This window comes from Wolbachia endosymbiont of Ctenocephalides felis wCfeJ, from assembly GCF_012277315.1.
In the GTDB taxonomy this organism is placed as follows: domain Bacteria; phylum Pseudomonadota; class Alphaproteobacteria; order Rickettsiales; family Anaplasmataceae; genus Wolbachia.
Genome location: NZ_CP051157.1, coordinates 750,702 through 776,145, shown reverse-complemented (window position 1 = coordinate 776,145; position 25,444 = coordinate 750,702). Strand labels below are relative to the sequence as shown.

30 protein-coding genes are annotated in these 25,444 nt (G+C 33.9%); 17 read left to right on the top strand and 13 right to left on the bottom strand.

Going from position 1 to position 25,444, the window contains the following annotated elements:
- The first annotated feature begins 69 nt into the window (after positions 1 to 69).
- Positions 70 to 915 carry a peptide chain release factor N(5)-glutamine methyltransferase gene (prmC, locus tag HF196_RS03780; RefSeq protein WP_168455879.1) on the top strand — a complete coding sequence of 282 codons (846 nt, stop codon included), beginning with the start codon at positions 70 to 72 and terminating at the stop codon, positions 913 to 915.
- 29 nt (positions 916 to 944) lie between these two features.
- Here the strand turns inward: prmC and HF196_RS03775 are convergent, their stop codons facing one another.
- Positions 945 to 1,328: a TraR/DksA family transcriptional regulator gene (locus tag HF196_RS03775; RefSeq protein ID WP_168455878.1), complete on the bottom strand. Its 384-nt coding sequence runs from the start codon at positions 1,326 to 1,328 to the stop codon at positions 945 to 947.
- A gap of 99 nt (positions 1,329 to 1,427) precedes the next feature.
- On the opposite strand from HF196_RS03775, the gene HF196_RS03770 reads away from it, so the two are divergent.
- Entirely contained in the window at positions 1,428 to 2,075 is a 648-nt protein-coding gene (locus tag HF196_RS03770) for a heme exporter protein CcmB (RefSeq protein WP_168455877.1), read from the top strand.
- Between the two features lie 12 nt (positions 2,076 to 2,087).
- On the opposite strand, the gene HF196_RS03765 is transcribed toward HF196_RS03770, so the two are convergent.
- The 3 genes from HF196_RS03765 to HF196_RS03755 are packed head-to-tail and all read right to left on the bottom strand — an operon-like array spanning position 2,088 to position 4,590.
- Positions 2,088 to 2,735, bottom strand: a complete 648-nt coding sequence (locus tag HF196_RS03765; protein WP_168456286.1) for an RlmE family RNA methyltransferase — start codon at positions 2,733 to 2,735, stop codon at positions 2,088 to 2,090.
- A gap of 18 nt (positions 2,736 to 2,753) precedes the next feature.
- Entirely contained in the window at positions 2,754 to 3,335 is a 582-nt protein-coding gene (locus HF196_RS03760; RefSeq protein ID WP_168455876.1) for a DUF2497 domain-containing protein, read from the bottom strand.
- Between the two features lie 19 nt (positions 3,336 to 3,354).
- Complete coding sequence (locus HF196_RS03755) at positions 3,355 to 4,590, bottom strand: TolC family protein (protein WP_168455875.1); 1,236 nt, start codon at positions 4,588 to 4,590, stop codon at positions 3,355 to 3,357.
- A 130-nt stretch (positions 4,591 to 4,720) separates the two neighbouring features.
- On the opposite strand from HF196_RS03755, the gene rplM reads away from it, so the two are divergent.
- The 3 genes from rplM (at position 4,721) to HF196_RS03740 (ending at position 6,094) form a co-directional block, all read left to right on the top strand.
- Entirely contained in the window at positions 4,721 to 5,179 is a 459-nt protein-coding gene (rplM, locus tag HF196_RS03750; RefSeq protein WP_168456285.1) for a 50S ribosomal protein L13, read from the top strand.
- A gap of 10 nt (positions 5,180 to 5,189) precedes the next feature.
- On the top strand, positions 5,190 to 5,636 hold the full coding sequence (gene rpsI / locus HF196_RS03745; RefSeq protein WP_168455874.1) for a 30S ribosomal protein S9: 447 nt from the start codon (positions 5,190 to 5,192) through the stop codon (positions 5,634 to 5,636).
- Between the two features lie 146 nt (positions 5,637 to 5,782).
- Positions 5,783 to 6,094 carry an HU family DNA-binding protein gene (locus tag HF196_RS03740; RefSeq protein ID WP_168455873.1) on the top strand — a complete coding sequence of 104 codons (312 nt, stop codon included), beginning with the start codon at positions 5,783 to 5,785 and terminating at the stop codon, positions 6,092 to 6,094.
- Here HF196_RS03740 and HF196_RS03735 read toward each other — a convergent pair.
- Both HF196_RS03735 and HF196_RS03730 read right to left on the bottom strand, forming a co-directional pair.
- Positions 6,087 to 6,794: a pyridoxine 5'-phosphate synthase gene (locus HF196_RS03735; RefSeq protein WP_168455872.1), complete on the bottom strand. Its 708-nt coding sequence runs from the start codon at positions 6,792 to 6,794 to the stop codon at positions 6,087 to 6,089. The genes HF196_RS03740 and HF196_RS03735 overlap by 8 nt on opposite strands.
- Positions 6,795 to 7,372: 578 nt before the next feature.
- The gene (locus HF196_RS03730; protein WP_168455871.1) at positions 7,373 to 8,788 is read right to left on the bottom strand and encodes an MFS transporter; all 1,416 of its coding nucleotides are present in this window, start codon (positions 8,786 to 8,788) and stop codon (positions 7,373 to 7,375) included.
- Between the two features lie 334 nt (positions 8,789 to 9,122).
- Between HF196_RS03730 and HF196_RS03725 the strand changes: the two genes are divergently transcribed.
- The 6 genes from HF196_RS03725 to HF196_RS03700 all read left to right on the top strand — a co-directional run bounded on the left by HF196_RS03725 (position 9,123) and on the right by HF196_RS03700 (position 14,703).
- Positions 9,123 to 10,196, top strand: coding sequence for an AI-2E family transporter (locus HF196_RS03725; protein WP_168455870.1), 1,074 nt, complete (start codon positions 9,123 to 9,125; stop codon positions 10,194 to 10,196).
- A 99-nt stretch (positions 10,197 to 10,295) separates the two neighbouring features.
- Complete coding sequence (locus HF196_RS03720; protein WP_168455869.1) at positions 10,296 to 10,931, top strand: DnaA ATPase domain-containing protein; 636 nt, start codon at positions 10,296 to 10,298, stop codon at positions 10,929 to 10,931.
- A 364-nt stretch (positions 10,932 to 11,295) separates the two neighbouring features.
- Entirely contained in the window at positions 11,296 to 12,282 is a 987-nt protein-coding gene (locus tag HF196_RS03715) for a tyrosine-type recombinase/integrase (protein ID WP_168455868.1), read from the top strand.
- Positions 12,283 to 12,474: 192 nt separating this feature from the next.
- Positions 12,475 to 13,065, top strand: a complete 591-nt coding sequence (locus HF196_RS03710; RefSeq protein WP_174855512.1) for a lysophospholipid acyltransferase family protein — start codon at positions 12,475 to 12,477, stop codon at positions 13,063 to 13,065.
- Between the two features lie 47 nt (positions 13,066 to 13,112).
- Positions 13,113 to 13,382: a 30S ribosomal protein S20 gene (gene rpsT / locus HF196_RS03705; protein WP_168455866.1), complete on the top strand. Its 270-nt coding sequence runs from the start codon at positions 13,113 to 13,115 to the stop codon at positions 13,380 to 13,382.
- 70 nt (positions 13,383 to 13,452) lie between these two features.
- Entirely contained in the window at positions 13,453 to 14,703 is a 1,251-nt protein-coding gene (locus tag HF196_RS03700; protein ID WP_168456284.1) for a citrate synthase, read from the top strand.
- 749 nt (positions 14,704 to 15,452) lie between these two features.
- On the opposite strand, the gene HF196_RS03695 is transcribed toward HF196_RS03700, so the two are convergent.
- The 3 genes from HF196_RS03695 to HF196_RS03685 are packed head-to-tail and all read right to left on the bottom strand — an operon-like array spanning position 15,453 to position 17,477.
- Positions 15,453 to 16,067 (bottom strand): SCO family protein, encoded by a 615-nt coding sequence (locus tag HF196_RS03695; protein ID WP_168455865.1) that lies wholly within the window; start codon positions 16,065 to 16,067, stop codon positions 15,453 to 15,455.
- A 34-nt stretch (positions 16,068 to 16,101) separates the two neighbouring features.
- Complete coding sequence (dnaQ, locus tag HF196_RS03690; protein ID WP_168455864.1) at positions 16,102 to 16,809, bottom strand: DNA polymerase III subunit epsilon; 708 nt, start codon at positions 16,807 to 16,809, stop codon at positions 16,102 to 16,104.
- 11 nt (positions 16,810 to 16,820) lie between these two features.
- Positions 16,821 to 17,477 carry a Tim44/TimA family putative adaptor protein gene (locus tag HF196_RS03685; protein WP_168455863.1) on the bottom strand — a complete coding sequence of 219 codons (657 nt, stop codon included), beginning with the start codon at positions 17,475 to 17,477 and terminating at the stop codon, positions 16,821 to 16,823.
- Positions 17,478 to 17,642: 165 nt separating this feature from the next.
- Here HF196_RS03685 and secB point away from each other — a divergent pair, with 165 nt between their 5' ends.
- The 4 genes from secB (at position 17,643) to sucD (ending at position 20,610) form a co-directional block, all read left to right on the top strand.
- Positions 17,643 to 18,146 (top strand): protein-export chaperone SecB, encoded by a 504-nt coding sequence (secB, locus tag HF196_RS03680; RefSeq protein WP_168455862.1) that lies wholly within the window; start codon positions 17,643 to 17,645, stop codon positions 18,144 to 18,146.
- A 194-nt stretch (positions 18,147 to 18,340) separates the two neighbouring features.
- Positions 18,341 to 18,541 carry a 30S ribosomal protein S21 gene (gene rpsU / locus HF196_RS03675; RefSeq protein ID WP_168455861.1) on the top strand — a complete coding sequence of 67 codons (201 nt, stop codon included), beginning with the start codon at positions 18,341 to 18,343 and terminating at the stop codon, positions 18,539 to 18,541.
- Positions 18,542 to 18,561: 20 nt separating this feature from the next.
- Positions 18,562 to 19,722, top strand: a complete 1,161-nt coding sequence (gene sucC / locus HF196_RS03670) for an ADP-forming succinate--CoA ligase subunit beta (RefSeq protein ID WP_168455860.1) — start codon at positions 18,562 to 18,564, stop codon at positions 19,720 to 19,722.
- Positions 19,723 to 19,725: 3 nt separating this feature from the next.
- A complete protein-coding gene (sucD, locus tag HF196_RS03665; protein ID WP_168455859.1) occupies positions 19,726 to 20,610 on the top strand; it encodes a succinate--CoA ligase subunit alpha in 885 nt (294 codons plus the stop codon).
- Between the two features lie 2 nt (positions 20,611 to 20,612).
- On the opposite strand, the gene dapF is transcribed toward sucD, so the two are convergent.
- Together dapF and HF196_RS03655 are read right to left on the bottom strand one after the other, a co-directional pair.
- On the bottom strand, positions 20,613 to 21,389 hold the full coding sequence (gene dapF, locus HF196_RS03660; RefSeq protein ID WP_168455858.1) for a diaminopimelate epimerase: 777 nt from the start codon (positions 21,387 to 21,389) through the stop codon (positions 20,613 to 20,615).
- A complete protein-coding gene (locus tag HF196_RS03655) occupies positions 21,374 to 21,931 on the bottom strand; it encodes a nitroreductase family protein (protein WP_168455857.1) in 558 nt (185 codons plus the stop codon). Before HF196_RS03655 ends, dapF begins: the two co-directional genes overlap by 16 nt.
- A 100-nt stretch (positions 21,932 to 22,031) precedes the next feature.
- Between HF196_RS03655 and HF196_RS03650 the strand changes: the two genes are divergently transcribed.
- Both HF196_RS03650 and HF196_RS03645 read left to right on the top strand, forming a co-directional pair.
- A complete protein-coding gene (locus HF196_RS03650) occupies positions 22,032 to 22,559 on the top strand; it encodes a biotin transporter BioY (RefSeq protein ID WP_168455856.1) in 528 nt (175 codons plus the stop codon).
- Positions 22,556 to 22,966 (top strand): DUF1284 domain-containing protein, encoded by a 411-nt coding sequence (locus HF196_RS03645; RefSeq protein ID WP_168455855.1) that lies wholly within the window; start codon positions 22,556 to 22,558, stop codon positions 22,964 to 22,966. Before HF196_RS03650 ends, HF196_RS03645 begins: the two co-directional genes overlap by 4 nt.
- A 313-nt stretch (positions 22,967 to 23,279) precedes the next feature.
- On the opposite strand, the gene HF196_RS03640 is transcribed toward HF196_RS03645, so the two are convergent.
- Both HF196_RS03640 and HF196_RS03635 read right to left on the bottom strand, forming a co-directional pair.
- Positions 23,280 to 23,651: a DUF3387 domain-containing protein gene (locus HF196_RS03640; protein ID WP_168455854.1), complete on the bottom strand. Its 372-nt coding sequence runs from the start codon at positions 23,649 to 23,651 to the stop codon at positions 23,280 to 23,282.
- A 38-nt stretch (positions 23,652 to 23,689) separates the two neighbouring features.
- Positions 23,690 to 25,267 carry a magnesium transporter MgtE N-terminal domain-containing protein gene (locus HF196_RS03635; RefSeq protein ID WP_168455853.1) on the bottom strand — a complete coding sequence of 526 codons (1,578 nt, stop codon included), beginning with the start codon at positions 25,265 to 25,267 and terminating at the stop codon, positions 23,690 to 23,692.
- Positions 25,268 to 25,444: the final 177 nt, after the last annotated feature.

Below are 25,444 nucleotides of genomic sequence, written 5' to 3'. Positions count from 1 at the left end.
AGTAATCCTTTTTCAGTGAATTCAAATTACACACTCACATACGATTAAAAAGACTGGATTTTTAGAGTAATGAAAACTATCAGCACCTTAATTCAAGAGGGATTAAAACTATTGTCATCACATAAAGTCGAATCACCATACTTAGACTGTGAAATCATTATGCAGCATGTTTTTGGCATGGACAGATCATCCATAATTATGAGACACGCTGACCAGGTACCAATAGAGAAAGAACGGCTATTTTGGAAATTGACAAAAAAAAGAGTGGCAAGATATCCAATATCACAAATAGTGGGCAGTCGTGAATTCTGGAGTAAAAATTTCATAGTTAATCAGCATGTTTTAGATCCAAGACCGGACAGTGAAACACTAATCTCAACAGTGTTAAAATATTACCCCAATAAAAAGCAGAAACTAAAAATTGCGGATTTTGGCACGGGCACAGGTTGCTTACTGATATCTGTGCTTGGTGAATATGAATATGCAGTTGGTGTTGGTTTTGAGAAGAGTTTAAAAGCATATAAAGTTGCCTGCCAAAACGTAGAAAAACATAATCTACTTGACAGAGCTAGAATACTTCCAATCTCATGGACAGAGTGCATAGGCCCATTTGATCTTATAATCAGCAATCCTCCATATATCAAAAGAAGTAAGTTAAAAGACCTGCAGGCTGAAGTGCAAAAAGAACCGAGAATGGCCCTTGATGGTGGTATTGATGGCTTAAGCTGTTATTTGAGTATCTTTCCAATATTGAAGAGGTGCCTTAAAGAAAATGGGTTTGCGATATTAGAAATAGGTGAAGATCAAAACGATATTGATAAAATAATCTCCTCATATGGATTATCTTTTCAGGAATACATATACGATTTGGCAGGAATGAAAAGATGCATTGTTATGAAGCAGTATTATGGCTAGCTGTCTGGTACAGATAAATCTTGCGTCCATCAGTCATCAATATTGTACACATTCTTTTCTTTTTCTAATCTCTCCTGCTCTTCAATACAGTATATAGCAAGCGGATTGGCTTTAAGTCTTTCGACTCCTATTTCTTCTCCTGTTCCTTCACAATAGCCATAGATACCCAATTTTATTTTTTCTAATGCTTCCTTAATCTTTTCCTTTCTTTCTTTCCTGCGCTTAATCAATTTTTCGCTTCCACTATCTTCATCAGAATAGTATGAACTATCTTCTAATTCTCGTCTCTCCAGCTCGGCAAGCATTGATTGCAACTTTAAACTAAAGTACTCTAGCTGCTTCACGTTCATATATTCTTCGTTTTCTGAAGGAGTGTAATCTTCTGGTAATTTTATTTCTGGGAACTCTTCCATAACTGCATTAAATAATAAAACCTATATAATTCATGAGTAAGAAATTATACTATCTCAAAGTAAACACTATAATTTATAATAAACATTTAAAAGCCTAGTATGATCGGCTCAATAAAAAAATTAGTAATAAGTAATAATAACTTTACCTATATAATATGCACTTTTATCGTAATGTTAAGCTTATCTTCATTTACGCTTGGAAATAATAGTGAACAAGAAGTTATGTTAACATTAATATGGATATGTACTACATTTGTTCTACAAATCTCCACAAATAATTTATTTGCTTCTGATTATCGTGATGGAATATTAGAGCAAATCTTCATACAACCACTTTCCTCTAGGTTTATAATTGCTTATGAAATTTTTGTCCACTGGTTATTGTTTGGGTTACCGATTTCAGTAATTTCCTCCATATTTAGCTTCGTAGTTCTTGGTAACAATATTGAATACTCAATCGCAGTTGGCTTATCTTTGTTACTTAATACGTTAATAGTAATTAATATTTCAGCTACTGGAAATGCATTAATGATTGGTCGAAATAACTTAGCATCATGCATATCACAAGTGCTTGTTCTGCCGATTATAATGCCAACCTTTGTGTACTTTAAATTACTAGTTCAGTTCAAAAGTTTATCTTTGAATACTCATGCATTGCTTATGACTGCTTTGATTTTTGCTGTTCTGATAGTTAATAGTACTATAGCTGCCCATATGGCACTGAAATTTGCTGTAGAGCAGGATTAGCAAGTTTTGCCATTACTCTGCAGAAGATCTGCTACCGATAAAGTCCAAACTTACTAAATACATTTCCGTAGATTCAGATCTACTTGATTTTGGCTTAAAATATTTTACTGTTTTGAATATTTTTTTTAACTCATTGCAAAAATCCTTATCAGACTCTCCTTGAAAGATTTTTACTACAAACTTACCACCATCATTTAGGAAATGCTTTGCAGTGTCCAATGCTGCTTCACATAGAAGCATAATTCTGATATGGTCCAACGATTTTACACCACAAGACTCTGGCGCCATATCAGATAAAATTATGTCAAACTTTTGGTCTTGAAATCTTTCCTTTAAAATTTCAAGCCCATTTATAATATCGCATTGTATATGCTCTACCCCATTAATCGCGTTTATTGGCTTTATATCAATGGCAACTACACTTGCTCCTTTTTTGGATGCAACTTGTGACCACCCACCAGGGTAAGCGCCAAGATCAATGATTTTTTGCCCTCTCTGAAGTAGTTTAAATTTATTATCTATTTCTATCAACTTATACGCCGAGCGCGACCTGTAGCCGTCCTTATTAGTTTTTTGTACATATTTATCATTTAAATGACGATGTAACCACCTGGTTGAAGATAATTTTCGGCCTTTAGCTGTTTTTACTCTAGTTTTTATTGTTAATACCTATAAAAATCACTTACTATTGATTATATCTTTTAGTTCTTTCTCAACTGCTTCTTTCACTAGTGTATGCAAGTACTTATTCAACCACTCCGACAACTGAGGTTTTAAAAGAGAGGTAACTAATTCTTCAACAGTAAGACTTACCTTTTTTTGCTGCTTGTACTGTAATTCGTTCTGCATCTTTTCAAGCAGTTCTTTGATTTCTTTCATATTTTCTTTTAAAACTAAATGATCGTTATTTTGCGCTTGTGAATCACTGTTATCCGCTTTGTTATTACTAGTTGGGGTATTGTATTGCAGACGAACACCTTTTTCTTCCTCCTCTAAATAGTTGTCATCACTGCTGACTCTGTTATCATCGAAGACCATTTCCTCGCCATGGTCATCATCGCTGATATCTTGTTTTTCATTATCCTCCCCTCCACTATCTTCTTCTAAGTCTTCCAAATATTTCTCTTCAAGGTACAACACGTCGTCATCTTCTTTCTCATCTGCTTTCACTTTGTCATCATTTGCATTTTTGCCAGATATAGCTTTTTTTATGTCTTCCAGAATATCTTTTACAGACTGGTTGTTTTGTTCATCATTCATAACGCTAATACCATTAAACTTAGAAATTTATACTGTTTATCGTAAAAAGCAACTCATAAACACTGGTTATATAATTACTTTTCGCTTCAACTAAATCTGAACGTGCCTTAAATAATGCATCCTCAGTGTCCAAAAGTTCAGTTGTGCTCTTTAAATTTAAGTTGACTTCCTGCTCAACTCCTTCTAAAGCTAGAGCTGCTGCTTTTTCAGCTTCTTGACTTGCTTTAATGATGGCTTTTGCTGTTAACACATTATTCCAAGCGTTCACAACCTCTTTTTCTATATTTTTCACTGCTTCATAATAATCATAAGTAGATTTTTTTGCATCCATTTTAGCTTTACTGATACCAAAAGCATTGATTCCGTTTTTAAAAATTGGAATGTCAAAAATAAAAATAATATGGGTATTATCTAAAAGCGTGTTTAAACTAACGTTTTCACCTAAACTTTTGCTTGCCCTGAGATTCAAAGAAGGCAGCCACTTGGAAGCTTCAGAGATTATTGCCATATTATCTGCTCTTTTTTGATAAACTGCTGCTTTTAGAGACAAATTGCTGGTTTTTGCCAACTGTAAACATTCGTTTAATTCTGGCACGGCAGGTAATTTATCATTAACTTCAGAGAGTTCATCAGGGTCTTCACCAATTAAGTGAAAATAAGCGATATTTGCCAATTTTAATTTGCCCTCAGCATCAACCCTTTCTGACACTGAAGATGAAAATTTTGCTTTTGCCAGTAAAACTTCAGCGTTGGTTACCTCTCCAAGGGAAAGACGTTTTTTCATTGCTGATAAGTGCTCCAAGGAGACACGTTCTTTGTGCTCCCTCAATTTTAATATTTCTGTCCTCCTAAGAACATTAACATATACTTTTACGGCATTGAGCGCAATCTCTTGTTTCGATTGTTGAAACCGCATTTTTTCTGCCTTGAGAAGATGACTTGATTGGTTGAATGTAGCAAAAGTACCACCTCCATCCAGTAGCCTTTGATTTAATATTAGGTCCTTTTTAAGTCCAACACCTGCATTACCCCTAAAACTAAACCTTTCATTAAATTCATACCGCAAATTGATATCCGGCAAAAACCCAGCTAATCCAAAAGATTTTAAGCGTTTTTCTGCACTTTTATATTGGTAGAATTGAGATTTTAGTTTTGAACTATTTTTTATGGCTTTATTTATAGCTTCTTCAAGATCGATTGCATAGCAACTTATAGTGCTAAAAATAACCGCAAGCGTAATAATCAACCGAAACATTCTACTCCTATGTATATTGGGTTGTGCAGCTAAATCATTAGCACAAATTGCTTTGATAATCAATAGCTAATATTGTTGACACTATTTAGAAACTGAGTGTATCATAAGTTACTGTTGTGTAATTAAAATGATGAAAACTTTTTTTTTAAAAGAAAAACAAATCAATAAAAAGTGGTTTGTTATAGATGCAGAAGGATTAGTGGTAGGAAGGCTTGCAGCGTTTGTAGCAACATTACTACGTGGAAAACATAAACCTGAATATACACCGCATATGGATTGTGGTGATAATGTAATTATTATCAACGCAGAGAAGGTGTGTTTTACTGGAAAGAAACTTAAAGAGAAAATTTATTATAAGCATACAGGCTACCCTGGTGGTTTAAAAAAAACTACTCCAGACAATATTCTGAATGGCAAATTTCCTGAGCGTGTAATAGAAATGGCAGTAAAAAGGATGCTTGATGATGGCCCTATGGCACGCAAACGTTTTGGAAATTTATATGTCTATTCTGGTCCAGAGCATAAGCATCAGGGACAGCAACCTGAAAAGATAAATTTTTCTTCTTTGAATCGTAAAAATAAAAAATAATGGAGTGAAGATGGAAGGTTATATAATAGATCAATCGGAGAAAGTAGTTAAGCCGATAATTGATTCACTAGGTCGCTTATATGCTACAGGACGAAGAAAGGAATCCGTAGCAAGAGTATGGATAAAACCGGGAAGTGGAAAATTTAGCGTTAATCAGAAAGACGAGCTACTCTCTTATTTTAAGAGAGAGTCAGTATGCCAAACAGTAAAAATGCCATTTATTGTAACATCCATGCTAGATAAGTATGATATATTCGCGACTGTAAAAGGTGGAGGGTTATCTGGTCAAGCAGGTGCTTTAGCTCATGGGATAAGCAGGGCTTTAAGTAAAATAAGCCAGGACTTACATTCCATATTACGTAAAAAGGGCTTCTTAACGCGAGATTCGCGTGTTGTTGAACGTAAAAAGTATGGTCAACACAAAGCTCGTAAAAAATGCCAATTTTCCAAAAGGTAGTTGTTTTTTGGTGGTGATTTTTGTAAGTATTATACAAATATTAAAAAAAATGTATGATATATCCTATTTTCGCGATAAATTTAGTTGACTATCAGTACGAACTGAATATGCTGTTTGAGTAATTTTTTCAATATTTAAGGTAATTTATGAGTAAAGAAGATATAGTAAAACAATTAAAAGAAGATTGTTCTATTCAGAGCATAGATATAACCAAGTCTGATTTGGGCAAGATTCATGATGCATTTATGAAAATAATAAAAGGTGAGCTAAATAGCAGAGGTGAAATACGTCTGCACGGAGTAGGCACACTATCTACTGCTATAAGCCAGGAGAAGCAGTGCCGCAACCCTCAAAATGGTGAGATTATGACTGTGCCTAAAAAGACAAGAGTGAGATTTAAAGCGAGTCAAACTCTTTTAAGTATTTTAAATGAGAAGGAAAAAGCAGTAGCTAGCTAGATACTGTCATTTTCATCGTTTTTACTACGCTGTGCAAGCCGTAAAATATAGCCTCGCTAACTAAAGAGTGACCTATATTAAGAGCTGAAATGTGAGGTATTTCTTTTATCCTTTTAGCATGTGTGCAAGTTATGCCATGTCCTGCGTGGCATTCCATTTTTAGCTTATTTATATATTCTGCAGCATTAGTAATTAATTTAAATTTTTCTTCTGATGGATTATCGCAGTAGCCCCCTGTATGAATTTCTATTATGTCAGGTTTTCGCTTTAACTTCTCAAGATGTTTTAGCTGATCGATATTCGGGTTGATAAACAGTGAGACCTTTATACCAACGTCGTACATTTCTTCTATTATATTAGCAAGTGTGTTGCACATGTTAGTTATATCTAGGCCACCTTCTGTTGTTAATTCTTCTCTTTTTTCTGGTACTATACAAATCGAGTAGGGTTTTACCTTTTTTGCTATTTCAAGCATCTCTTCCGTAGCTGCAATTTCAAGGTTCAGCTCAGTCTTGATGTTTTTTTTCAGGTTAAACACGTCTTCATCTCTAATATGTCTTCTATCCTCTCGCAAGTGTACAGTGATGAAATCTGCTCCAGCGTCAATAGCTATTTCTGCCGCTTTTAATGGATCTGGATAAGAAGTTTTGCGTGCATTACGGAGGGTTGCAACATGGTCAATGTTAACGCCTAGCTTCATAAGCTACCTCAAAAATTATTTATAGATTATATATTCTATTAAATTTTTTGCATAGTTATTATTTGACTAGCCAACTGTGCAAACATAGGCTTATGGGAACTAAAGTAACCAATTGGCATAAAATTCACTTAACAACCCCAGCCATCCCCATTATTAGACGTACACAACAATGTCACAAAAATAATATCATAGAATTCAATAGGATCATTCCTAGAGAATTACTCATCTACAAAAGACTAAATTGTGCAAATGCTGTTTTAACTGGATGCAAAAGATAGGACTTAATTCAACAAGTAATACCAATTCTCACTAGTAACAGAACAAATGAAAAAGAGTTCTTTTGCCTACAAATGGAAGTTCTGAGTGAGTTTGCTACGTATTTTATTTACTTTTCCAATAACAAATATTGGTATAAGTTATAATAATTTCTATAAATCACACAGCTTCTGAATTATTGGGATTAAATCTTTACCGTAACACTCTGTAAACACACACTAATATTAAAGCACACTATTTGATATTTTAATGCTGCTTCTAAAAAAGAATTTTTTATATCATAAATTTTTTGCTCCAGTACCTTAATTCTCTATAAATTTGTGATTGCTAGCTTTTACTCCTGCATTACTATTAAGTGCAGTAAAAATTAATGAAGTTAATAGTAAACATATAGCCAAAATAAAAATGGTTAAATCATAAGAAGTATGTCCAATGAGTGGATTATTACGTTTTGTTATTTTTAATAGAACAACTGTAAATGCAACACCAAAACTCATTGACAGTTGCTGAATGGCACTGCCTATACTTGTTCCCTTACTAACTAATTCCTCTTTTAAATCACTATAAGTAAGAATATTTAAACAACTATATTGAATAGATGTAAAAAACCCATGTAAGAAAACCAAAGAGCTAATTATAAAATAATTAGTATTATCTATAAGCAAGATTAATCCGATAATACTTACACCTAGCAAAGCAGTATTTAAAATTAAAGAACTTCTAAAACCTATTTTTCTTAAAATTTCTTTTACAAAAAATTTAGCAACTACCATAGCTGCAGCATAGGATATAATACAAAAACCAGATGTTATAGGTGAAAAACCATTATTAATTTGTAATAAAATAGGTATCAAAAAGGGAATGCCACCAATTCCAAGCCTAGAAAAAAAACTTCCTGTAATAGTAATTGTAAAGGTTCTTGATTCAAATAATTTTTTACCAATAAATGGTTCAGCTACTTTTTTCTCAAAGTAAAAATATAAAACCATTAAAACAAAAGCTATACTAACTAAAAACATTCCGTGCAATAGATCCAAAAATGATTCAGTGAATGCTTCAATTGTAAAAATAGTTATAGATAAAGCTGAACCGAAAAGAATAAACCCAATAATATCAAATTTTCTTACATTGCTTTCTTTAGAATTATCGGCATAACAAAAAACTAAATATAATAAGATGAAACAAAAAGGAATATTAACAAAAAATATCCATCTCCAAGACAACCAAGTTACGATAATTCCACCTATAGTCGGTCCTAATGCTGGCCCTAAAAGTGATGGAATAGTGGAATAATTAGTAACACTAATTAACTGGGATGGTGGATAGGATTTAATCAATATCAACCTACATACTGGCATCATTAAAGCTCCTCCTGCACCCTGTATTATTCTTGATATTACTAATTGTTTTAACGAAAGTGAGATACCACACAAAAACGAACCTAAACCAAATACAGCCACACCAAATATTAATACTTTTTTTGTACCATATTTATCTGATAACCATCCACTGATTGGAATTAAAATTCCTAGACTTACAAGATAACTTGTTAGAGCAACTTTAAGATTTAAAGGATATTGATTTAAGTTTCTAGCTATTACAGGAATAGCACTATTTAAAATAGTAACATCTAAAGTTTCCATAAATAATGCAAATGCAACTATCCAAGGAACTATTCTTTTATATACAGAATATTCTAAATTTTGTTCTGTCGACATATTGTTTCTATAAGACTACTTAACTTTTGTGCAACTATACTCATTTCTCTAATTGCTAAACTAATAGGATTTATGACTAAATGTCCTAACTCAGCAAAATATTGCATGAATATTCTCGGTTTAGTATCATTTTAGATAACTGCTTTTAATTTATTTTATCATTAATAGCAGATAATGCTATTACCGGAACATTATAGTTAACCCGATTATGAATCAATAAAACAAATGAGGGTTTATAAATTTTGTTGGCGCTCTCGTAGTGAATTACAAAATGCCTTTGATGTAAGCAAAATAAACTATGTATTTTATTTAATAAATTGACTATGCTAAAAGCATGCAAAAACGTCATGTAACAGTTTGTCTTATACTACTTGTTATAGTTGGCACATTATTCTTAGTGCGCCCAATGATTTTTCCATGTTTGATGTCTATAATTGTTGCATACTTATTTAATCCACTGGTAGTAAATTTTGAAAAGCATAAAATACCGCGCCTATACTCTGTAATTTTTATAATACTTGCGCTGCTGATGGTTTTTGTATTGGCTATTACATTTATTTTACCTGTAATATATGTTCAAATTACTTCGATATTGAATTTTTTAGTCAGTAAAGCACCTTCATTAAACCTTAAGATTATTCCATCTGTACTGGAGTTTTTTAATATAAAAACAGGAGATGGTTTGTTTGACCACTTATCTAAAAACCTAGCAGAAAACTACAGCGATTACATATCTTATTTCATAAATGCTTTTGATATTACTGGTGACTTTATAATTCAGGTGCTGAGCTCGAGCTTTAGCTTAATTCATACAGTATCATTAGTGGTAATCACTCCAGTAATATTTTTCTACGTATTGCGTGATTGGCCTCTGATTATAGCAAAAGTTAGTGAGTTAATTCCTGTTCCATATAGAGAAAAGGTTACAGATTATTTTTCAAAAGTAGATTTCGTCGTATCTAATTATCTAAAAGGGCAGGTAAATGTATGCGTTGTTATGATGATCTTTTACTCTGTAGGCCTTGGTATAATTGGATTGAAACATTCTGTTGCTATCGGAATTTTATCAGGAATGTTAACGTTTATACCTTATATAGGACCATTAATATATACTACCATTGGGTTTTTAAGCGCTATTGCTCAATTTAGCGGGTGGTTTGAAAGCGCTGCTGTTTTACTATTGTTTGGTGCTGGGCAGTTAATAGATGCAAACATACTGGTTCCTTTGTTAATAGGAAAGAAGGTTCATATACATCCGGCTGTAATTATTCTTGGAATGGCTACATGTGCTTCATATTTTGGATTAACAGGTGTACTGCTTTTTATTCCAATAATAGCAGTTTTTAATGTATCAGTAAGATATGCAGTCGATGCATATCTTCAGAGTGAGTTTTATAAGAGGGGCTAGTAAGTTTTTTTGTATAACTAGTTATGAAGGGTAGACCACAAAGTACCTCGCGAAGAACAGGTAATTTTTAACATAAAAATCACTGTCAGGGATGCAAACGTGCAGTTGAACTTATTTAACAATAATCAGATTGATTATTGTCAGCAAAATTTTATTGTTTTAGATGAAAATAAGCATGTATACAACTCAGTAATTGGTGATCCGTTTTGGAAATGTTTGATTCTTTTTGGACCCAAAGGTTCTGGTAAAACTCATCTTACTCACATTTGGCAATCGGTAAACAACGCTATTTTTATCAATGTGAACAATTTTGTAAGTGAGATGAGATATAGCGACGCTTTTATTCTAGAAGACATACAAAATATTCAAGACGAAGCAATGTTATTACATTGTTACAACTACATGAGAGAAAATGACAAGAGATTGCTAATTACTTCTTCAACTTCACCAAAAAGGCTTAATTTTAGGTTAAAAGATTTAAGTTCTCGCATATTATCAACTACCAACGTAAAGATCCCACCTGCAAGTGAAGAATTATTACGAATTATGTTGATAAAACGATTTTCAGATAAACAGTTACGGGTTAATTTAAGAGTGATTGATTATATCTTGGCAAGAATAGAACGTTCTTTTTGCAGTGTTAATAAAATTATAGAGAAAATAGATAATGAATCTATGGGATCGAATATCACCATTCCTTTTATCAACACTTTGTTAAGAAAAGATACCACGTGATTCCCTCTTTTACAAAAGCGATTGTGTAGATGTTAAGAATTTCTTAACATCTGTGATACTAATACATGAGTTACCTCTTGGTTGTGTTAGTTCTATAGAAAACCATTATATTATAATAGATATAATTAGATACGACTAAGAAGTAGGATATTATAGTAGTTTGTAGAGGACTTTCTGTGAATTTAATGTTATAATTTAACCATGGTAAAAGTAAGGTCAAATCTAAAGAAAAAATTAAGACGAAAATTTATTGTACTTATTATAATATTGGTAAGTATTTTATTTATCTCATATTTTTTCATAAGAAGCACAAGTAATATTCCCAACCAAACTGTAGTCAAAGAAATAAATATAGGAGTTAATAATGAAAAGTAATCAGTTACAGAACAAAAAAGAAAACCTTTATATAACATATTATATAGATACCTTGGTGTCAGAAAGGTCTGCTACGCAAAATACTTTAGAAAGTTACCGTTCGGATTTATATCAACTTGAAGATTTTTTATTGAAAAGTGGTGTTACTTTAGTTAGTGCGAGCAAAACTAATATTAAAGATTATGTGAAATTTTTAAATGCACAAAAGAAATATAAAAGTAGTTCTGTATCAAGAAAAATATCTGCTGTGAAAAATTTTTATAAGTGCCTCTTTAATGATGGAATAATAGATTTCAATCCTGCTCCATCTAATGATGATGAATTAAAAAATCCAAAAGTTTCTCGTCCTCTACCAAAATATTTGAGTGCTGAAGAAATGCTTTTGTTAATAGAGACAGTCAGAAAATTAGCAAGCGAATCAAACAAAGAAATAAACAATAGAAGACTATGCGCCATTTTAGACATCCTTTACTCTTCTGGTATGCGTATTTCTGAACTGATTAATATGAAGTTATGTGAGGTGTTGCATTTAGTAAACAGTAATGACAAAGGATGTTATATAATCATAAGGGGAAAAAGTGGTAAAGAAAGGCAAATCCTTTTTAATGAGCAAGCACTACAAAGTCTTAAAAATTATTTATCAGTTCGTGGCAACCTAATTCCTGAAGGGAAAGAGTCCGATTGGTTATTCCCAGGTAATAGGCCTGATAAGCCAATCACAAGGCAAAGAATTGGTCAATTAATTAAGGAATTGGCAAGAAAATGTAATATCGATGAAGGCAAAATCTCTCCACATGTAATTAGACATTCTTTTGCTACTCATCTACTAGATAGTGGAGCAAGTATTGTCCTGATACAGAGAGTTCTTGGTCATACTAACCTTTCTACGACGCAAATATATACTCACATTGCTAATAAGAAATTGAAGGACAAATTAGTTGATTCGCACCCTATTACTCAAGTAATCAATAGTTAAACTTATTGTTTTTAATTTGTAACAGAGTTAAACTCAAATAAATTCATCTGAGTTTGTGGTTTAGGTTTGTTATTTAATTTCTTTTTTATATTGTGGGAAGTACTTTATACCTTAGTTACTCTTCCTATACTCTTCTTTCCCGCACATATAGTAACTATTTTCCTTGCCTCCTCAGTAAAGGTTGTATTACTTATGCTTCGTTTATTATGCGGTGTTGAATATGAAATTAGAGGAACGGAAAACATTCCAAAGCAACCCTTTATAATAGCCTCTAAACACCAATCTCCTTTTGAAACATTTATTTTTGTACTTTTATTTAGAAATGCAGTTTTTATTTTAAAACGTGAACTGAAGTGGATTCCATTTATTGGTTTGCACCTCATGGCACTTAGGATGATTTTTATTAACCGCTTGGATGGTGTTAGCTCTATACGCTATATTGTTAAGCTAGCTAAGATACGTATAAAAGAAAACAGGAATATAATCATATTTCCTGAAGGTACTAGAACAGTCGCAGGACAAAAAACGAAATACCAACCAGGTGTTGCTGCTTTATATAGCGTATTATCTGTTCCTGTATTACCAGTTGCTTTAAATACAGGTTTATTTTGGCCAAAGAGCATGCTTTCCATGAGGAAAAATTCTGGAAAGGCAATAATAGAAATACTACCTCCAATATATCCTGGGTTGAGCAAGGATGAATTCTTAAAGAATTTAGAGAAAACTATCGAAGAAAAAAGTAGTAAATTAGCAATGGAAAAAACTGGTATTGCAAATGAGTGAAAAAATTCTATAATGGGGAAATGGTACAGTGTTTTAGGTATTGATGTATGGCAAATCATAAGAGTGCTAAAAAAATGATAAAGGTAATAGCAAAACGAACTTTGATAAATAAAATGCGCAAAAGTAAAACTCGCACTGCTATTAGGAAATTGGTTGATATGATTAAGTCTGGTGATAAAGAAAATGTTGTTCTAGCATTTCGAAATGCCGAATCTAATTTACACAAGTGTGTAAGTAAAGGTGTTATTCACAAAAATACTGCTGCACGAAAAATAAGTCGCTTAAATGCACAAGTAAAAGCATTGATGACTGCTTAGATGGTTAGTCTAAAGTTAACAGGGCTTTTCCAAGTTTGTATGCTTTGTATGAATTTAAGTAGCTTACATGATTGATAACAAAGCGTTACTAGAATTAAGTGATGGATTAAAGGTTGAGCTACCCATATTAAATGGAACAATGGGTCCTGATGTGTTAAATATTAAGGACTTGTACAAAGAGACAGGGTTATTTACTTATGATCCTGGGTTTGTTTCCACAGCTTCATGGTCTTCTGCAATCACATTTATTGATGGAGATGAGGGAATCCTTAAGTATAGGGGACATGACATAGCTGATTTAGCGGAGGGTAATAATTTTAATGATGTAATTTATCTATTACTCTATGGTGAATTGCCTAATTCAGAGCAACAAAGAAACTTTTTTTTCAAAATAGGGGAATTATCCAAAGTATCGGAACAGGTTGTAAACGTAATTAAAGCATTTCCAAAAACTGCTCATCCTATGTCAATTTTGATTGCATGCTTCGCAAGCTTGTCGGCATTATACCATGAGAAACATGGCAATAATATCAATAGTGAAGATCTGAATTTTGGGATTTCTGCAATAGCACAAGTTCCTGCAATTATTGCAATGATATATAGACATGTAAACAATCAGGAATTCACACGTACTGACAATAAATTGAGCTATAGTGAAAATTTCTTAAGGATGATGTTTGGCAATGCTTTTGATAGCAATAAGAGCACTCTTTTCGCAAGAGCTTTGGATAAAATATTTACTCTTCATGCTGACCATGAGCAAAATGCTTCTACAACAGCCGTCAGATTAGTAGGGTCAGCCGGTTCTAACTTGTTAGCAAGCTTATCTGCAGGAGTTGCTACACTCTGGGGACCAGCACACGGTGGAGCTAACGAGGCAGTTATAAATATGTTAAATGAGATAAAACAAAGTGGAGATGTAGATAAATTCATTGAAAAAGCTAAGGATGATAAAGATCCTTTTAAATTGATGGGATTTGGACATCGTGTTTACAAAAATTATGATCCACGTGCACGCATATTGAAAGACATCTGTGATAAAGTTTTAGATAAACTAGAACAGAGCAATGAGCTGCTAAAGATTGCAAAAAAACTTGAAAAAATAGCTTTAAAGGATGAATATTTCATTGTACGTAAGTTATATCCAAACGTTGATTTTTACTCAGGCATAATAATGAACGCCATTGGCATTCCTTCGAATATGTTTACACCTATTTTTGCACTTGCAAGAACTACCGGCTGGGTTGCTCAGTGGTATGAAATGATGAACGATAAAGAAACTAAAATTTGTAGGCCAAGACAACTCTATATTGGTAAATGAATTTTCACTTCTAGTCTTTAATGTAAATTATTTTCAGTTTATGGTAACTTCTAAAATAAACGATAGATATCTGTTGCAGTATATATAAACTACTTGTATCTTTCACCACGTAAGACATTAGAGCTCAAGACTAAGATACTAAAATTTTCACACTAGACCTTATATAAAAATAGACAAATTTTTTTTCTAATTTATAGAAAAAATTACTTCCATTTTTTTAAACTTGATTATAATTAGAGATATTTTTAGAGCTCAAAATTTACCTTTTTCTGCAGGCTTTTCATCAAAGAAAATTCAGTAAAAAGTGTGTTTATACCAGCAAAGGGCTTGTAGGTGCACATACATCCCTGCACTTTTTCTGAATTCTTTGTTTAAAGGAGGACATTACGTCCAGCACTATTAGCTAAGCTTTTCATAGGCTTAAGCGTTAATACATATAAAAAAACCAAAAGGCACCTATGGTTTTTAACATTAGATAACAAACTTTACGCACTAACACAGGATTCTTTTGCCTTTTTCCATTTAGCAAATTTCTGTGTGCTTCTACTAATGCATTCCTACATTATCTACTGCTTTTAAATATACCATCGGTAAACATATAAAGTAAGAATTTTTTCTGGAAAGGTAAGCTTATTAATAGGAATTGCAATCTTAAATGATACAACCTACAACTTTTAGTTAGTAACACCACAACGGATGTTCATCATTCGTTTTAGAAATTACTACAGTGTACAACCTAAACAGAAAATCTATAGCCCATTTAAATATTTCTTGATCTCGGTTGCAATCTTATCGGATTGACTTTCATCCGAATTTAGATCGGCTGCAAAGTGTGTAATGTATTTTCCTCCAGGGCCAATAAGATATATTATTGAAGAGTGATTAATTTCCTCTTCTCCACCGACTTTGCTTGCATATACTTTATAATTTGCAATTACTTCATCAATTTTCTCTCTTTCACCAGTTAACATTTGTATTCTATGGTCAAATTGCTGCTGAAATTCTTTGAGTTTTTCCGTGCTATCGCGTTCAGGATCAACCGTTATGAAAAATGTTTGTAGCCTCTCACTGGTTTTTTCATCTAGCTTTGCAAGTGTTTCTGAAATTATACCAAGATTCATAGGACAAATCTTTTTGCATGAAGAAAACCCAAAGAAAATCATCATATACTTATCTTTAAAATCATTACTGTGTATGATCTGATTATCTTGGTTAGTCAGAACAAAATCTCCTCCTATTTTAACCTCCGCATTGTGAACTACTGCTGGAGCAAATATGCCTTTTTTACTAAAATAACAATACCCAAGAAAAATTGCTGCTAATGTTATTATTACACTAGACAATAACCTTACAAACTTCAGCATTTTAGAGAGCACCTAGTAAAATTAAATTTTATCTTCATTTGTTAACCCATTCAATCAATTTCTTCCAAAGTGGATTATTAATTTTATCCAGGAGTTTTCTATGCTCATTAACCTCTTCATTGCTTGGTGAGTGTCCCCTACAGGCTAAGTTACGTACTTTGTACTGAATAAATGCGGAGTTATTATCCTGTTCACACTGATTATCAAACAGGAAAGTTTGTAATCCTCCTGTGAGCTCAACATAAACTTTTGCAAGTAACTGCGCATCAACTAGCGCTCCGTGCAGTTCTCTACCCTCTAGCGATATATCAAAACGCTTACATAATGCACTTAAAGATGCAGGCGACCCCGCAAACTTTTTTCTCGCAAGTGGTAATGTGTCCAACACTCTGTCTGAAGAGATTAACCCAGCACCCAATTTGCCCAATTCCATATTAAGAAACTTAACATCAAATTCAGCATTATGAATTATCAAAATATCGTTAGATATAAAGTCAAGAAATTCAAGAGCAACGTCTGAAAATAATGGTTTATCTTCTAAAAATTCTTCACTAATGCCGTGAATCTTAAATGAGTGATAAGGTATACCCCTTTCTGGATTGAGGTACCGATGAAACACTTTGCCTGTTGGAATGCGGTTAATCAATTCCACACACCCTATTTCAATAATCCGGTGACCAGATCCGACATCGAGACCAGTAGTTTCAGTATCAAGTGCTATTTCGCGTAATTTATTTTCCATATTAAACAGAGCTATTCATATTTTACGCTCATTTTGCCATCATCTACCTTTTTATAGTTTATAGAAGTAAGCAACCAGCTTGGATTTGATGAGGTAATATTTTTTTTGAATTGCCACATGTCCTCAACTTTATTGATTGTGGATGTGCTGCCTGATATAATATCTCCCTTATCGTTTTTAACAAAGTTAATTTGCTCTGAAAGGAAATATACTGCAATAAACACTACATTTTTCACTAGTTTTATTTCTAAAATCTTTTGTGAAACAATAGAAACAATTATAGATTCATGTACCTCCTTACGGTGCCTTATTTTCTCTACAAAGTTGTTATACAAGTCTTTATCCAAGAGAGGTTTTAACTGTGACAGATTTCCTTGGTTAAAGTACTTTATTATTAACTCGAAAGCTATACTTGAGCCTTCCATGAAATGGGAAATGGAGAAATCTTTATTTTTTTGTAATATTTGCTCGTAAGTAGCTTTTATTGAATTTTTGTCGTTGCCATCGATGTAATCCTCAATGTTTTCTACTACATCTTCATTGCTTTGGCTTGTATCAAGTACACTGGTCAGTTTTCTTAAATTTAGGTTCGGTGATCTTCCTAAAGAATTGTATAACCGTGAGAAAACGAATGCCGCCAATAAAGCGTATATCACAAGCTCTATCATAGTAACTCAACTCCTTAGCATATAAAGTATCTGAACATTATTAATTATTAATGAAAATGGCCTATCCTATACCAATCTATAATTTAGGTTTGCTATTCATTTATAAGTAGTTATATTGTAAAAGAAAGTGTTAAATACTTCAACTTAATTATGGAGACGTACCAAATGTCACAGCAAAAAATGAAAATCCATGGTCAATATGTTAAAGACCTATCGTTCGAAAATCCGAATTCACCATTTCTTTCTTCAAAAGAAGCTCCCAGTATTAATGTAATGGTTAATATTAACTCAGTAAAACTGGAAGGAACCGAAGATAAAGAAGACAATGATGAAGGAAAATCTTTCCATGAAATTACTTTGCATATAGAAGCCAAAGCAACGGTAAAAGATGAGAACATAAAAGATGGCATTGCTTTCATTTGCGAAACGAAATATTGTGGTATTTTTTCAATAGAAAACTCTGCAGAGCTAAATGCAGAAGAGATAAGGCAGGCTTTATTTATTGGTGGACCTACTTTTCTTTTCCCTTTTGCAAGAGAAATAATTGCAAGAGTTACAAGCAGTGGTGGTTTTCCTCCGCTCATGCTGGATCCTATAGATTTTGAAGCTATGTATAAGCAACAAAGTCATCAAGAAAAAAGTACTGTTAGCAATGAAAATTTCAACTGATACAGTGCTATTATCCAGAGCGTGAAGTGGCTTTATCACATAGCAAATTGAAAGATTTTGGTACTTTGAACAGCCAAAGTTTAGCATTTCAGTCATATTGTAACTTAGCGCTTGAGTTTATAAAATAATTGACAATGTTAATTTTCTAATTTATAAGTAGATTTTTGAGATAATTACCGAAGGAGGTATAGAGTTTGATTGAAGTATCGGTTCATTATGGTGATGTAGATAGAGCTTTTCCAGTATTGAAAAAAACAATTCAAAAAGAAGGAAGAGGGGTAAAAATGAAAAAGCAGTACCATGAAAAGAAATCAGAAAAAAGGGCTAAAAAGAAAGCTGAAGCTAAAAAAAAGAAGCGCCAGCAAGAGAGTAGAAGACAGCGTTATGGTTGGTAATTTTTAATATTGGTTGTTTTATGAATATTCACGAATATCAAGCAAAAGAGATTTTACACAAATTCAATGTTCCAGTACCAAGAGGTTTTGTTACTACATCTGCAGAAGGAGTAGAAACTCAAATAAATCAACTGAAGTCTGATGTATTTGTGGTTAAAGCTCAGATTCATGCAGGCGGAAGAGGCAAAGCTGGTGGTGTAAAGCTGGCAAAGTCAACTGAAGAAGCTCAGCAACTTGCAAAGAATATGCTAGGTATGACTTTAGTAACTCACCAAACAGGACCAAGTGGGCAGCAAGTAAGAAGAGTATACATTGAAGAGGGTTCAAATATTAAGAAAGAGTATTATTTAAGTTTAGTAGTTGATCCCAAGCTCAGCAGGCCAACATTCATATTTTCTTCAGAAGGTGGAATGGATATTGAGGAAGTTGCAAAAAATTTTCCTGCAAAAATTGTAAAGCTCAGTGTTGATCCTGATGCTGGTTTTACCAGTTTTGATAGCAGCAAGTTAAGCAACAGTTTTAATTTGAGCCCAGAACAAATAGAAAAAATAGTAAATGTTGCAAAGAATATATATGATGCATTTATTGCAACGGATGCAAGTCAAATTGAGATTAACCCACTGGTTGAAACAAATTCTGGAGATTTTATTGCGCTTGATGCTAAAATTAATTTTGACGACAACGCTCTATACCGTCATCCGGAAATTGTAGAACTCCGCGATTATGACGAAGAAGTAAAGGAAGAAATAGAAGCCTCAAAGCATGGGCTCAGTTATATAAAAATGGATGGTAGCATTGGTTGCATGGTAAACGGTGCGGGTCTTGCTATGGCAACAATGGATATAATAAAATACTACGGAGCAGAACCTGCTAACTTTTTGGATGTTGGCGGTGGAGCAAGTAAAGAGACTGTTACTGAAGCGTTTAAGATTATATTGTCTGATCGTAACGTAAAGGGGATTTTAGTTAACATATTTGGTGGTATAATGCGCTGCGATATCATTGCAAGTGGTATCGTTGAGGCTGCAAAAGAAATGAGTATAAAAGTCCCTTTAGTAGTTAGGTTATCAGGTACTAATTTTGAGGAAGGAAAGAGAATCTTAGAAGAGTCAGGATTAAATATTATTGCTGCAGATGAACTTGATGAAGCTGCACAGAAAATAGTAAAAGAGGTAAAATAAAGCATGTCCATTTTAGTAAGCAAAGATACAAGATTAATATGCCAGGGTCTTACTGGCGCGCAGGGTACATTCCACTCAGAGCAAGCAATTAGCTACGGAACAAAAATGGTTGGTGGTGTAACTCCTGGCAAGGGCGGAAGCTCTCACCTTAATTTACCGGTCTTTAATACTGTAGCAGAAGCTAAAGAAAAAACTGATGCGAATGCCACGGTGATATATGTACCTGCTAAGTTTGCTGCTGATGCAATACTCGAAGCAATAGACGCAAAAATAGAGTTGATAGTTTGTATTACAGAGGGCATTCCTATACTTGATATGGTGAAAGTTAAACGTGCACTCATAGGTTCAAAAAGTCGATTAATTGGTCCAAACTGTCCGGGAGTTATCACACCTGAAGAATGTAAAATAGGAATTATGCCAGGGCATATTCACAAGCGCGGACATATAGGAATTATGTCACGTTCTGGAACTTTGACTTATGAAGCAGTAGCACAAACAACTGCTGTTGGCCTTGGTCAATCAACGTGCATAGGAATTGGAGGAGATCCCGTTCATGGCATGACGTTTGTTGACTGTATGGAACTGTTTTTAAAAGATGATGATACTCATGGTATTGTAGTCATTGGTGAAATAGGTGGAAACGAAGAAGAGGATGTATCACATTTTGTGAAGACAGAAAAAACTAAAAAACCAATTGTGGGATTTGTAGCTGGTCAAACAGCACCTCCAGGAAGACGTATGGGACATGCCGGAGCGATCATTTCTTCCAGCGGTGGCAGTGCTGGTGCAAAACTAGAAGTTATGCAGAGCGCCGGAATTGTAATTGCTGAAACCCCTGCGGTAATTGGTAAAAAAGTATTGGAAGTAATGCATCAGTGCCTGGCCTAGAGTTATAAAAATCCTACCTCACCAGTCATAAATATATTATCCGACCACTCGATTAACAACTTACCTCCTGGCAAGTTCACCAAAGCTTGTTGGGTAGCCAAATACTTACGAAGTACGGACGCAACAAATGCTGCGCAAGCTGCGCTACCACATGAAGCAGTAATACCTGTACCTCTTTCCCAAACTCTTAAAGCTATTTCTCTAGATTTTTCAATTTGTGCAATGCTAACATTCACTCTCTTGGGAAACAATATGTGATTTTCCAATCTTGGTCCTAAGTTTTGCAACGGTATCTCGCTTATGTTATCAACAAAAAAGACTATGTGAGGATTGCCAATATTTACTGCAACTGGATCTTTTAGCATTCCAACCTCTATAGGTAAGCAAAGAGTGTTACATTCAATGGATAGAGGAATTTCATGCCATCTAAACAGTGGTTTGCCCATATTGACCTTTATGGACCTATCATCCATCTTGAAGCACTCTAAAATGCGCTCGTTTATTAACTCGATAGTTGCATACTCAGTGCTTTTTTCTGACATTATCAAATATCCAACGCAACGTGCTGCATTTCCGCACATTTCAGCTTGGCTACCGTTAGCATTGTAGATGTGCATGAAACAGTCCGCAACATCAGACCTTGTCATAATTATCACCTGATCGCAGCCGTTTTGATCAGCAATTTGTCTATAGTTCCAGTCTAAATCGTTTGTTAAACGTGAGTCTATGATAACAAAGTTGTTACCAGTGCCATGCATTTTTCTCAGGGCTTCGGCCATTCGTCATAAAAAAATATTTCTTCTATTGGCCTTCTTTTCTTTTCCTTAACTTCAGCACCCTCTTCTTCGTAACCAACTGCTACCACTGACATTACATTAAAATCATCAGGTATGTTGAATTTTTCTATTATTTTATCCTTATCAAATCCACCCATTTGATGTGCCATTAAGTTCATAGATGCAGCCTGCAACATAAGCGCATAATTTGCTGCGCCAGTATCATGCTTAGCCCAGAAATTTTTTCCTTTATCCAGCTTTCGAAAATTTTTAGCACTTAATGATATAATTAGAACTTGTGCATTTTTTGCCCATTTTTGGTTAGACTCATCAAGACAACTCAGTAATCTTTCCCATGAACTTTGGTTATTTTGCTTGTTACATATAACATACCTCCAAGGTTCGTCACCAAAACATGAAGGAGAAAACCTTGCTGCTTCTATCAGCATATTGATTTCTGCCTGATTTATTACTTTATTCGGATCGTATAAACGCCCGCTATGTCTTGCTTTCATTAATGCCAATAGATCTTGTTTATTTATCATTTTTATTTAGGTATATAAATTAATTTATTGTAGCACAGTAAATTTAAATTGCGAAATTCCATAAATATAATACTATAAATATATTTTATTTTGGAGTGGTATGTTTACAGCACGATCTATCAACAAGTCAACATTAGTTGAAATTCTCTCTTGCGTCTTACTCTTGTTTCTAACGGCTCAAATAAGTATACCGCTGCAGCCTGTGCCTATTACACTACAAAGTTTGGGAGTGATGCTTATTGGGCTTAAATTTAACCGCGGGACAGCATTTTACTCTGTGCTTACATATTTATTACTTGGTGCAGCAGGACTCCCCATTTTTGCGGATTTTCTTGGTGGCTATAACGTTTTTATCAGGCCAGTAGGTGGATATTTAATCGGCTTTTTAGCTGCTGTGATAGTGATGGGCAAAGTAAATGAATCGTTAAGCTCTAAGTGTGTATCACTTATGCGCAATTCTTTAAGTTGCTTGGCTGGTACAGCTACGATTTTTATATGTGGTGTCAGTTGGCTTGCTATCCATGTGGGTTTGAAACAGGCAATAGTAGCTGGTGTTCTACCATTTATTCTACCTGGTTTGGTGAAGATTTTCCTACTCGTAGCGGCTTTACAATACTTGAAAAAATGATAAGGTTCCGCCCTCATCATTTCATGTGCACTCTCGCTTTTCGGGGGTATGGGTATTCTCAGAGCTTTATAAAAAACTATAGAAAGGTAGTAAGTAAAGTAATTACTGATCCCAATACTCAAATTAAGGTAGTTGGTGATCTTGATAGTATCTGCAGCGCTTGCCCAAATCAGACCAGGCAAGGTGAATGTACCACACAAGCTAAGGTTTTAGAGCTAGATAGAAGGCATATGGTAGTTTTAGGGATAAAAATCGGAGAGACTTTGACCTGGAACGAAGCGATAGAAAGAATTAGAGAGAAAATGTCTTTAGAGAAATTTGACTACGCATGTGAGAAATGCAACTGGAAGCCATATGGAATGTGCAAAAATGCCCTTCTGGATTGCCATCTCGACATAATGCGTTAGTGAAGATATAAAGAAGGGTATCATCCAAGTAGTCGACACTAGTTCCTTGTGTCATCTAAGTTAGCCTTCTCTTTTCATCCTAGTGCCCTCTTCTTGTCATCCCAGTGCCCCGACACTGGGATCCAGCCTTTCCATAATCATCAAAACGTTGTGTTTTAAATTAAGATTAGCTACTTTCTATATTCACAAAATTAGTTTGCTTATTTACAAGCAAACTCTCCTGGATTCCAGCGTCACGCGCTGGAATGACAGAAAAGCGGGACTATTGCTTTTTCACTTAGTACATGTTGTCTAAAATCACCTAAGTTTACACCTATAGTATCTCTTCTGTTGGTGAGTAGTATGGCATATTTCCCTCAATTTCTTTGATTTTATCCATTATTTCCTTTGTTTCCGCACCTATACTATCTATAGTTGCTGATAGTGGATTTATTACGCCATTTTCAATACTAGAACTTATACTGTTGTTGTATTCGTTGATGTTGTTTATTAAACTATCATAAAAAGCTTTAAATCTAACAACATTTACCATCGTCCTTTCATCGATCTCTGCAGTGTTGACATCACCGGTGATATCAATTTCTCTATTCGCTTTTTTATCAAAAAATAGCGGAGTGATTGTCGGTTTTGTAAACACAGGTTTGACAAATGTAGGTTTTTGAAGTTGTTGCGTTTCTTTAGTCATACGACCTCCTATGGAAAATTAAAAAGTAAAAATTTCAATTATACAAGTATTGACGAATCATAAGGATATGTATCACCATCTTCTGCTGTGAAATTTTGATTATGTGCAAAGTATGGCATGTCCTCCTTGATTTGCTTGAGCATCTCAATAACCTCTTTGTTTTGTTTGAACTGATCTTCAAGCTTCTCCTCCAATATTCTAACAATAGAATCAAGTTGACCTTTATTACCCGATTGATCAGCCACAGATATAACCTTCTCATAAGGCAGTTTATGAATAATATCCTTTAGATCTTTTGGACTTAGCTCATTCAAAAGTTTTGCAAATTGTTCATCAGACATATTGCGAGCAAGAATCTGAAGTTTCTCAGGATCAATTAGGGAATCAATTATAACTTTAATTCTGCTAGGGTCAGTTAAATCTTGAGCTATTGCTACGAGCTGCCTATCATCCAGCTTATTAACCAAATCTTTTAGTTGATCTTCTTGCAGGCTACTTACCAGAGCTCTTAGCTGATCAACTCCCAATTCTTTAGAAAGTATTGTCAGGTGGTGCTCAGCCAAGTCTTTCACAATCACTGTAAACTGCTCAGGATCTAAATTTGTAATAAATGCTTTAAACTGATCCATCTTTAAGTGAGGCAAAAGATTTTTTACCTGATCCGGTTCCAATCCTCTCACTAAACTTCCAAGTTGATCTTCATTTAAAGTAGGAACGATAATTTTCAGTTTTGTCTCATTTAATTCTTGAGCAAGAGTTTCTAGCTGGTGATTGGTTAAATGATCAACTAAAGCTTGAAGCTGGTCATCAGTTAAATACTTTGCTATAGCTTGTAATTGTTTATCATTAATACTATTAGTAAGAGTTTTTAGCTGTTCATCTGAGAGACCTTTAACGAGGAATTTAATAAATGCATTTGATGACAATATATAATCTGATATATTAGATAGTATATTATTTATTATTTCTTCTGCTTCTTCTCTGCTGCAATGTGCCATGCTTTTTTGCAGCACTTCATTATCTGGTGAGTCGATAATATTTCCTTCTCTGTCCGAAAAATAGTATTTACCGCTCTCATCTCGTGTTATGTATTGGTACTTTGCAGGTTGCACAAGAAGAAAAGATGGCCAGTACAATTGATGCGGACTGTGAGTCTCTCTAGCAGCAAAACGTTGTGATGCTATATTTACTAGTTCGCCATTAAGATATACAAAAGAGTTCTCATTATTTACATGATCTACCACACATCTATATCCTTTCCAATATTCAATGCAATTCGTATCATGTTTATTCAATTCTTCTTTCCATTTACAGTTATAAGATTGAGCTTTCAGATCCCCTTCCCTTTCTTCAATACAGTTTACTATATCTGATGCAACAGAATGCTGCCCAACATTAGTACAAAATTTTACTGGTAATTTTAACACTTCACCACTTTTACCATACAATGGTATAAAAGCAGCTTCAGTAATTCTCGGTTTATCAATAGGGTCACCATATTCGATATCGGGGAGCTCACGTATTACATTACCGCTTTTATTGCCTTTGTATATTTCTAAGGCTGTTTCTAACTGTTTCCCTGGCACTATCTTAAAAACGTGTTTGTTTTCACTCATAAAAATCTCACAATAAATTTACAATTATCAATATTATAATGTGTATTGGTTAATTTATTACTAAACTAGTATATACTATAATTAGAATGGTAGATATTGTTCGCGTTGCAATAAGAATTATTTATTTGAGAAAAAACGGATGAACAAGTTGAATGGTAAAGCGCCTACAAGTTCTAA

Bases quoted from the DNA above. Each gene is read 5' to 3' on its own strand.
- prmC (WP_168455879.1), top strand. From the start codon at position 70: ATGAAAACTATCAGCACCTTAATTCAAGAGGGATTAAAACTATTGTCA.
- HF196_RS03775 (WP_168455878.1), bottom strand. From the start codon at position 1,328: ATGGAAGAGTTCCCAGAAATAAAATTACCAGAAGATTACACTCCTTCA.
- HF196_RS03770 (WP_168455877.1), top strand. From the start codon at position 1,428: ATGATCGGCTCAATAAAAAAATTAGTAATAAGTAATAATAACTTTACC.
- HF196_RS03760 (WP_168455876.1), bottom strand. From the start codon at position 3,335: ATGAATGATGAACAAAACAACCAGTCTGTAAAAGATATTCTGGAAGAC.
- HF196_RS03755 (WP_168455875.1), bottom strand. From the start codon at position 4,590: ATGTTTCGGTTGATTATTACGCTTGCGGTTATTTTTAGCACTATAAGT.
- rplM (WP_168456285.1), top strand. From the start codon at position 4,721: ATGAAAACTTTTTTTTTAAAAGAAAAACAAATCAATAAAAAGTGGTTT.
- rpsI (WP_168455874.1), top strand. From the start codon at position 5,190: ATGGAAGGTTATATAATAGATCAATCGGAGAAAGTAGTTAAGCCGATA.
- HF196_RS03740 (WP_168455873.1), top strand. From the start codon at position 5,783: ATGAGTAAAGAAGATATAGTAAAACAATTAAAAGAAGATTGTTCTATT.
- HF196_RS03735 (WP_168455872.1), bottom strand. From the start codon at position 6,794: ATGAAGCTAGGCGTTAACATTGACCATGTTGCAACCCTCCGTAATGCA.
- HF196_RS03730 (WP_168455871.1), bottom strand. From the start codon at position 8,788: ATGTCGACAGAACAAAATTTAGAATATTCTGTATATAAAAGAATAGTT.
- HF196_RS03725 (WP_168455870.1), top strand. From the start codon at position 9,123: ATGCAAAAACGTCATGTAACAGTTTGTCTTATACTACTTGTTATAGTT.
- HF196_RS03715 (WP_168455868.1), top strand. From the start codon at position 11,296: ATGAAAAGTAATCAGTTACAGAACAAAAAAGAAAACCTTTATATAACA.
- HF196_RS03710 (WP_174855512.1), top strand. From the start codon at position 12,475: ATGCTTCGTTTATTATGCGGTGTTGAATATGAAATTAGAGGAACGGAA.
- rpsT (WP_168455866.1), top strand. From the start codon at position 13,113: ATGGCAAATCATAAGAGTGCTAAAAAAATGATAAAGGTAATAGCAAAA.
- HF196_RS03695 (WP_168455865.1), bottom strand. From the start codon at position 16,067: ATGCTGAAGTTTGTAAGGTTATTGTCTAGTGTAATAATAACATTAGCA.
- dnaQ (WP_168455864.1), bottom strand. From the start codon at position 16,809: ATGGAAAATAAATTACGCGAAATAGCACTTGATACTGAAACTACTGGT.
- HF196_RS03685 (WP_168455863.1), bottom strand. From the start codon at position 17,477: ATGATAGAGCTTGTGATATACGCTTTATTGGCGGCATTCGTTTTCTCA.
- secB (WP_168455862.1), top strand. From the start codon at position 17,643: ATGTCACAGCAAAAAATGAAAATCCATGGTCAATATGTTAAAGACCTA.
- sucC (WP_168455860.1), top strand. From the start codon at position 18,562: ATGAATATTCACGAATATCAAGCAAAAGAGATTTTACACAAATTCAAT.
- sucD (WP_168455859.1), top strand. From the start codon at position 19,726: ATGTCCATTTTAGTAAGCAAAGATACAAGATTAATATGCCAGGGTCTT.
- dapF (WP_168455858.1), bottom strand. From the start codon at position 21,389: ATGGCCGAAGCCCTGAGAAAAATGCATGGCACTGGTAACAACTTTGTT.
- HF196_RS03655 (WP_168455857.1), bottom strand. From the start codon at position 21,931: ATGATAAATAAACAAGATCTATTGGCATTAATGAAAGCAAGACATAGC.
- HF196_RS03650 (WP_168455856.1), top strand. From the start codon at position 22,032: ATGTTTACAGCACGATCTATCAACAAGTCAACATTAGTTGAAATTCTC.
- HF196_RS03645 (WP_168455855.1), top strand. From the start codon at position 22,556: ATGATAAGGTTCCGCCCTCATCATTTCATGTGCACTCTCGCTTTTCGG.
- HF196_RS03640 (WP_168455854.1), bottom strand. From the start codon at position 23,651: ATGACTAAAGAAACGCAACAACTTCAAAAACCTACATTTGTCAAACCT.
- HF196_RS03635 (WP_168455853.1), bottom strand. From the start codon at position 25,267: ATGAGTGAAAACAAACACGTTTTTAAGATAGTGCCAGGGAAACAGTTA.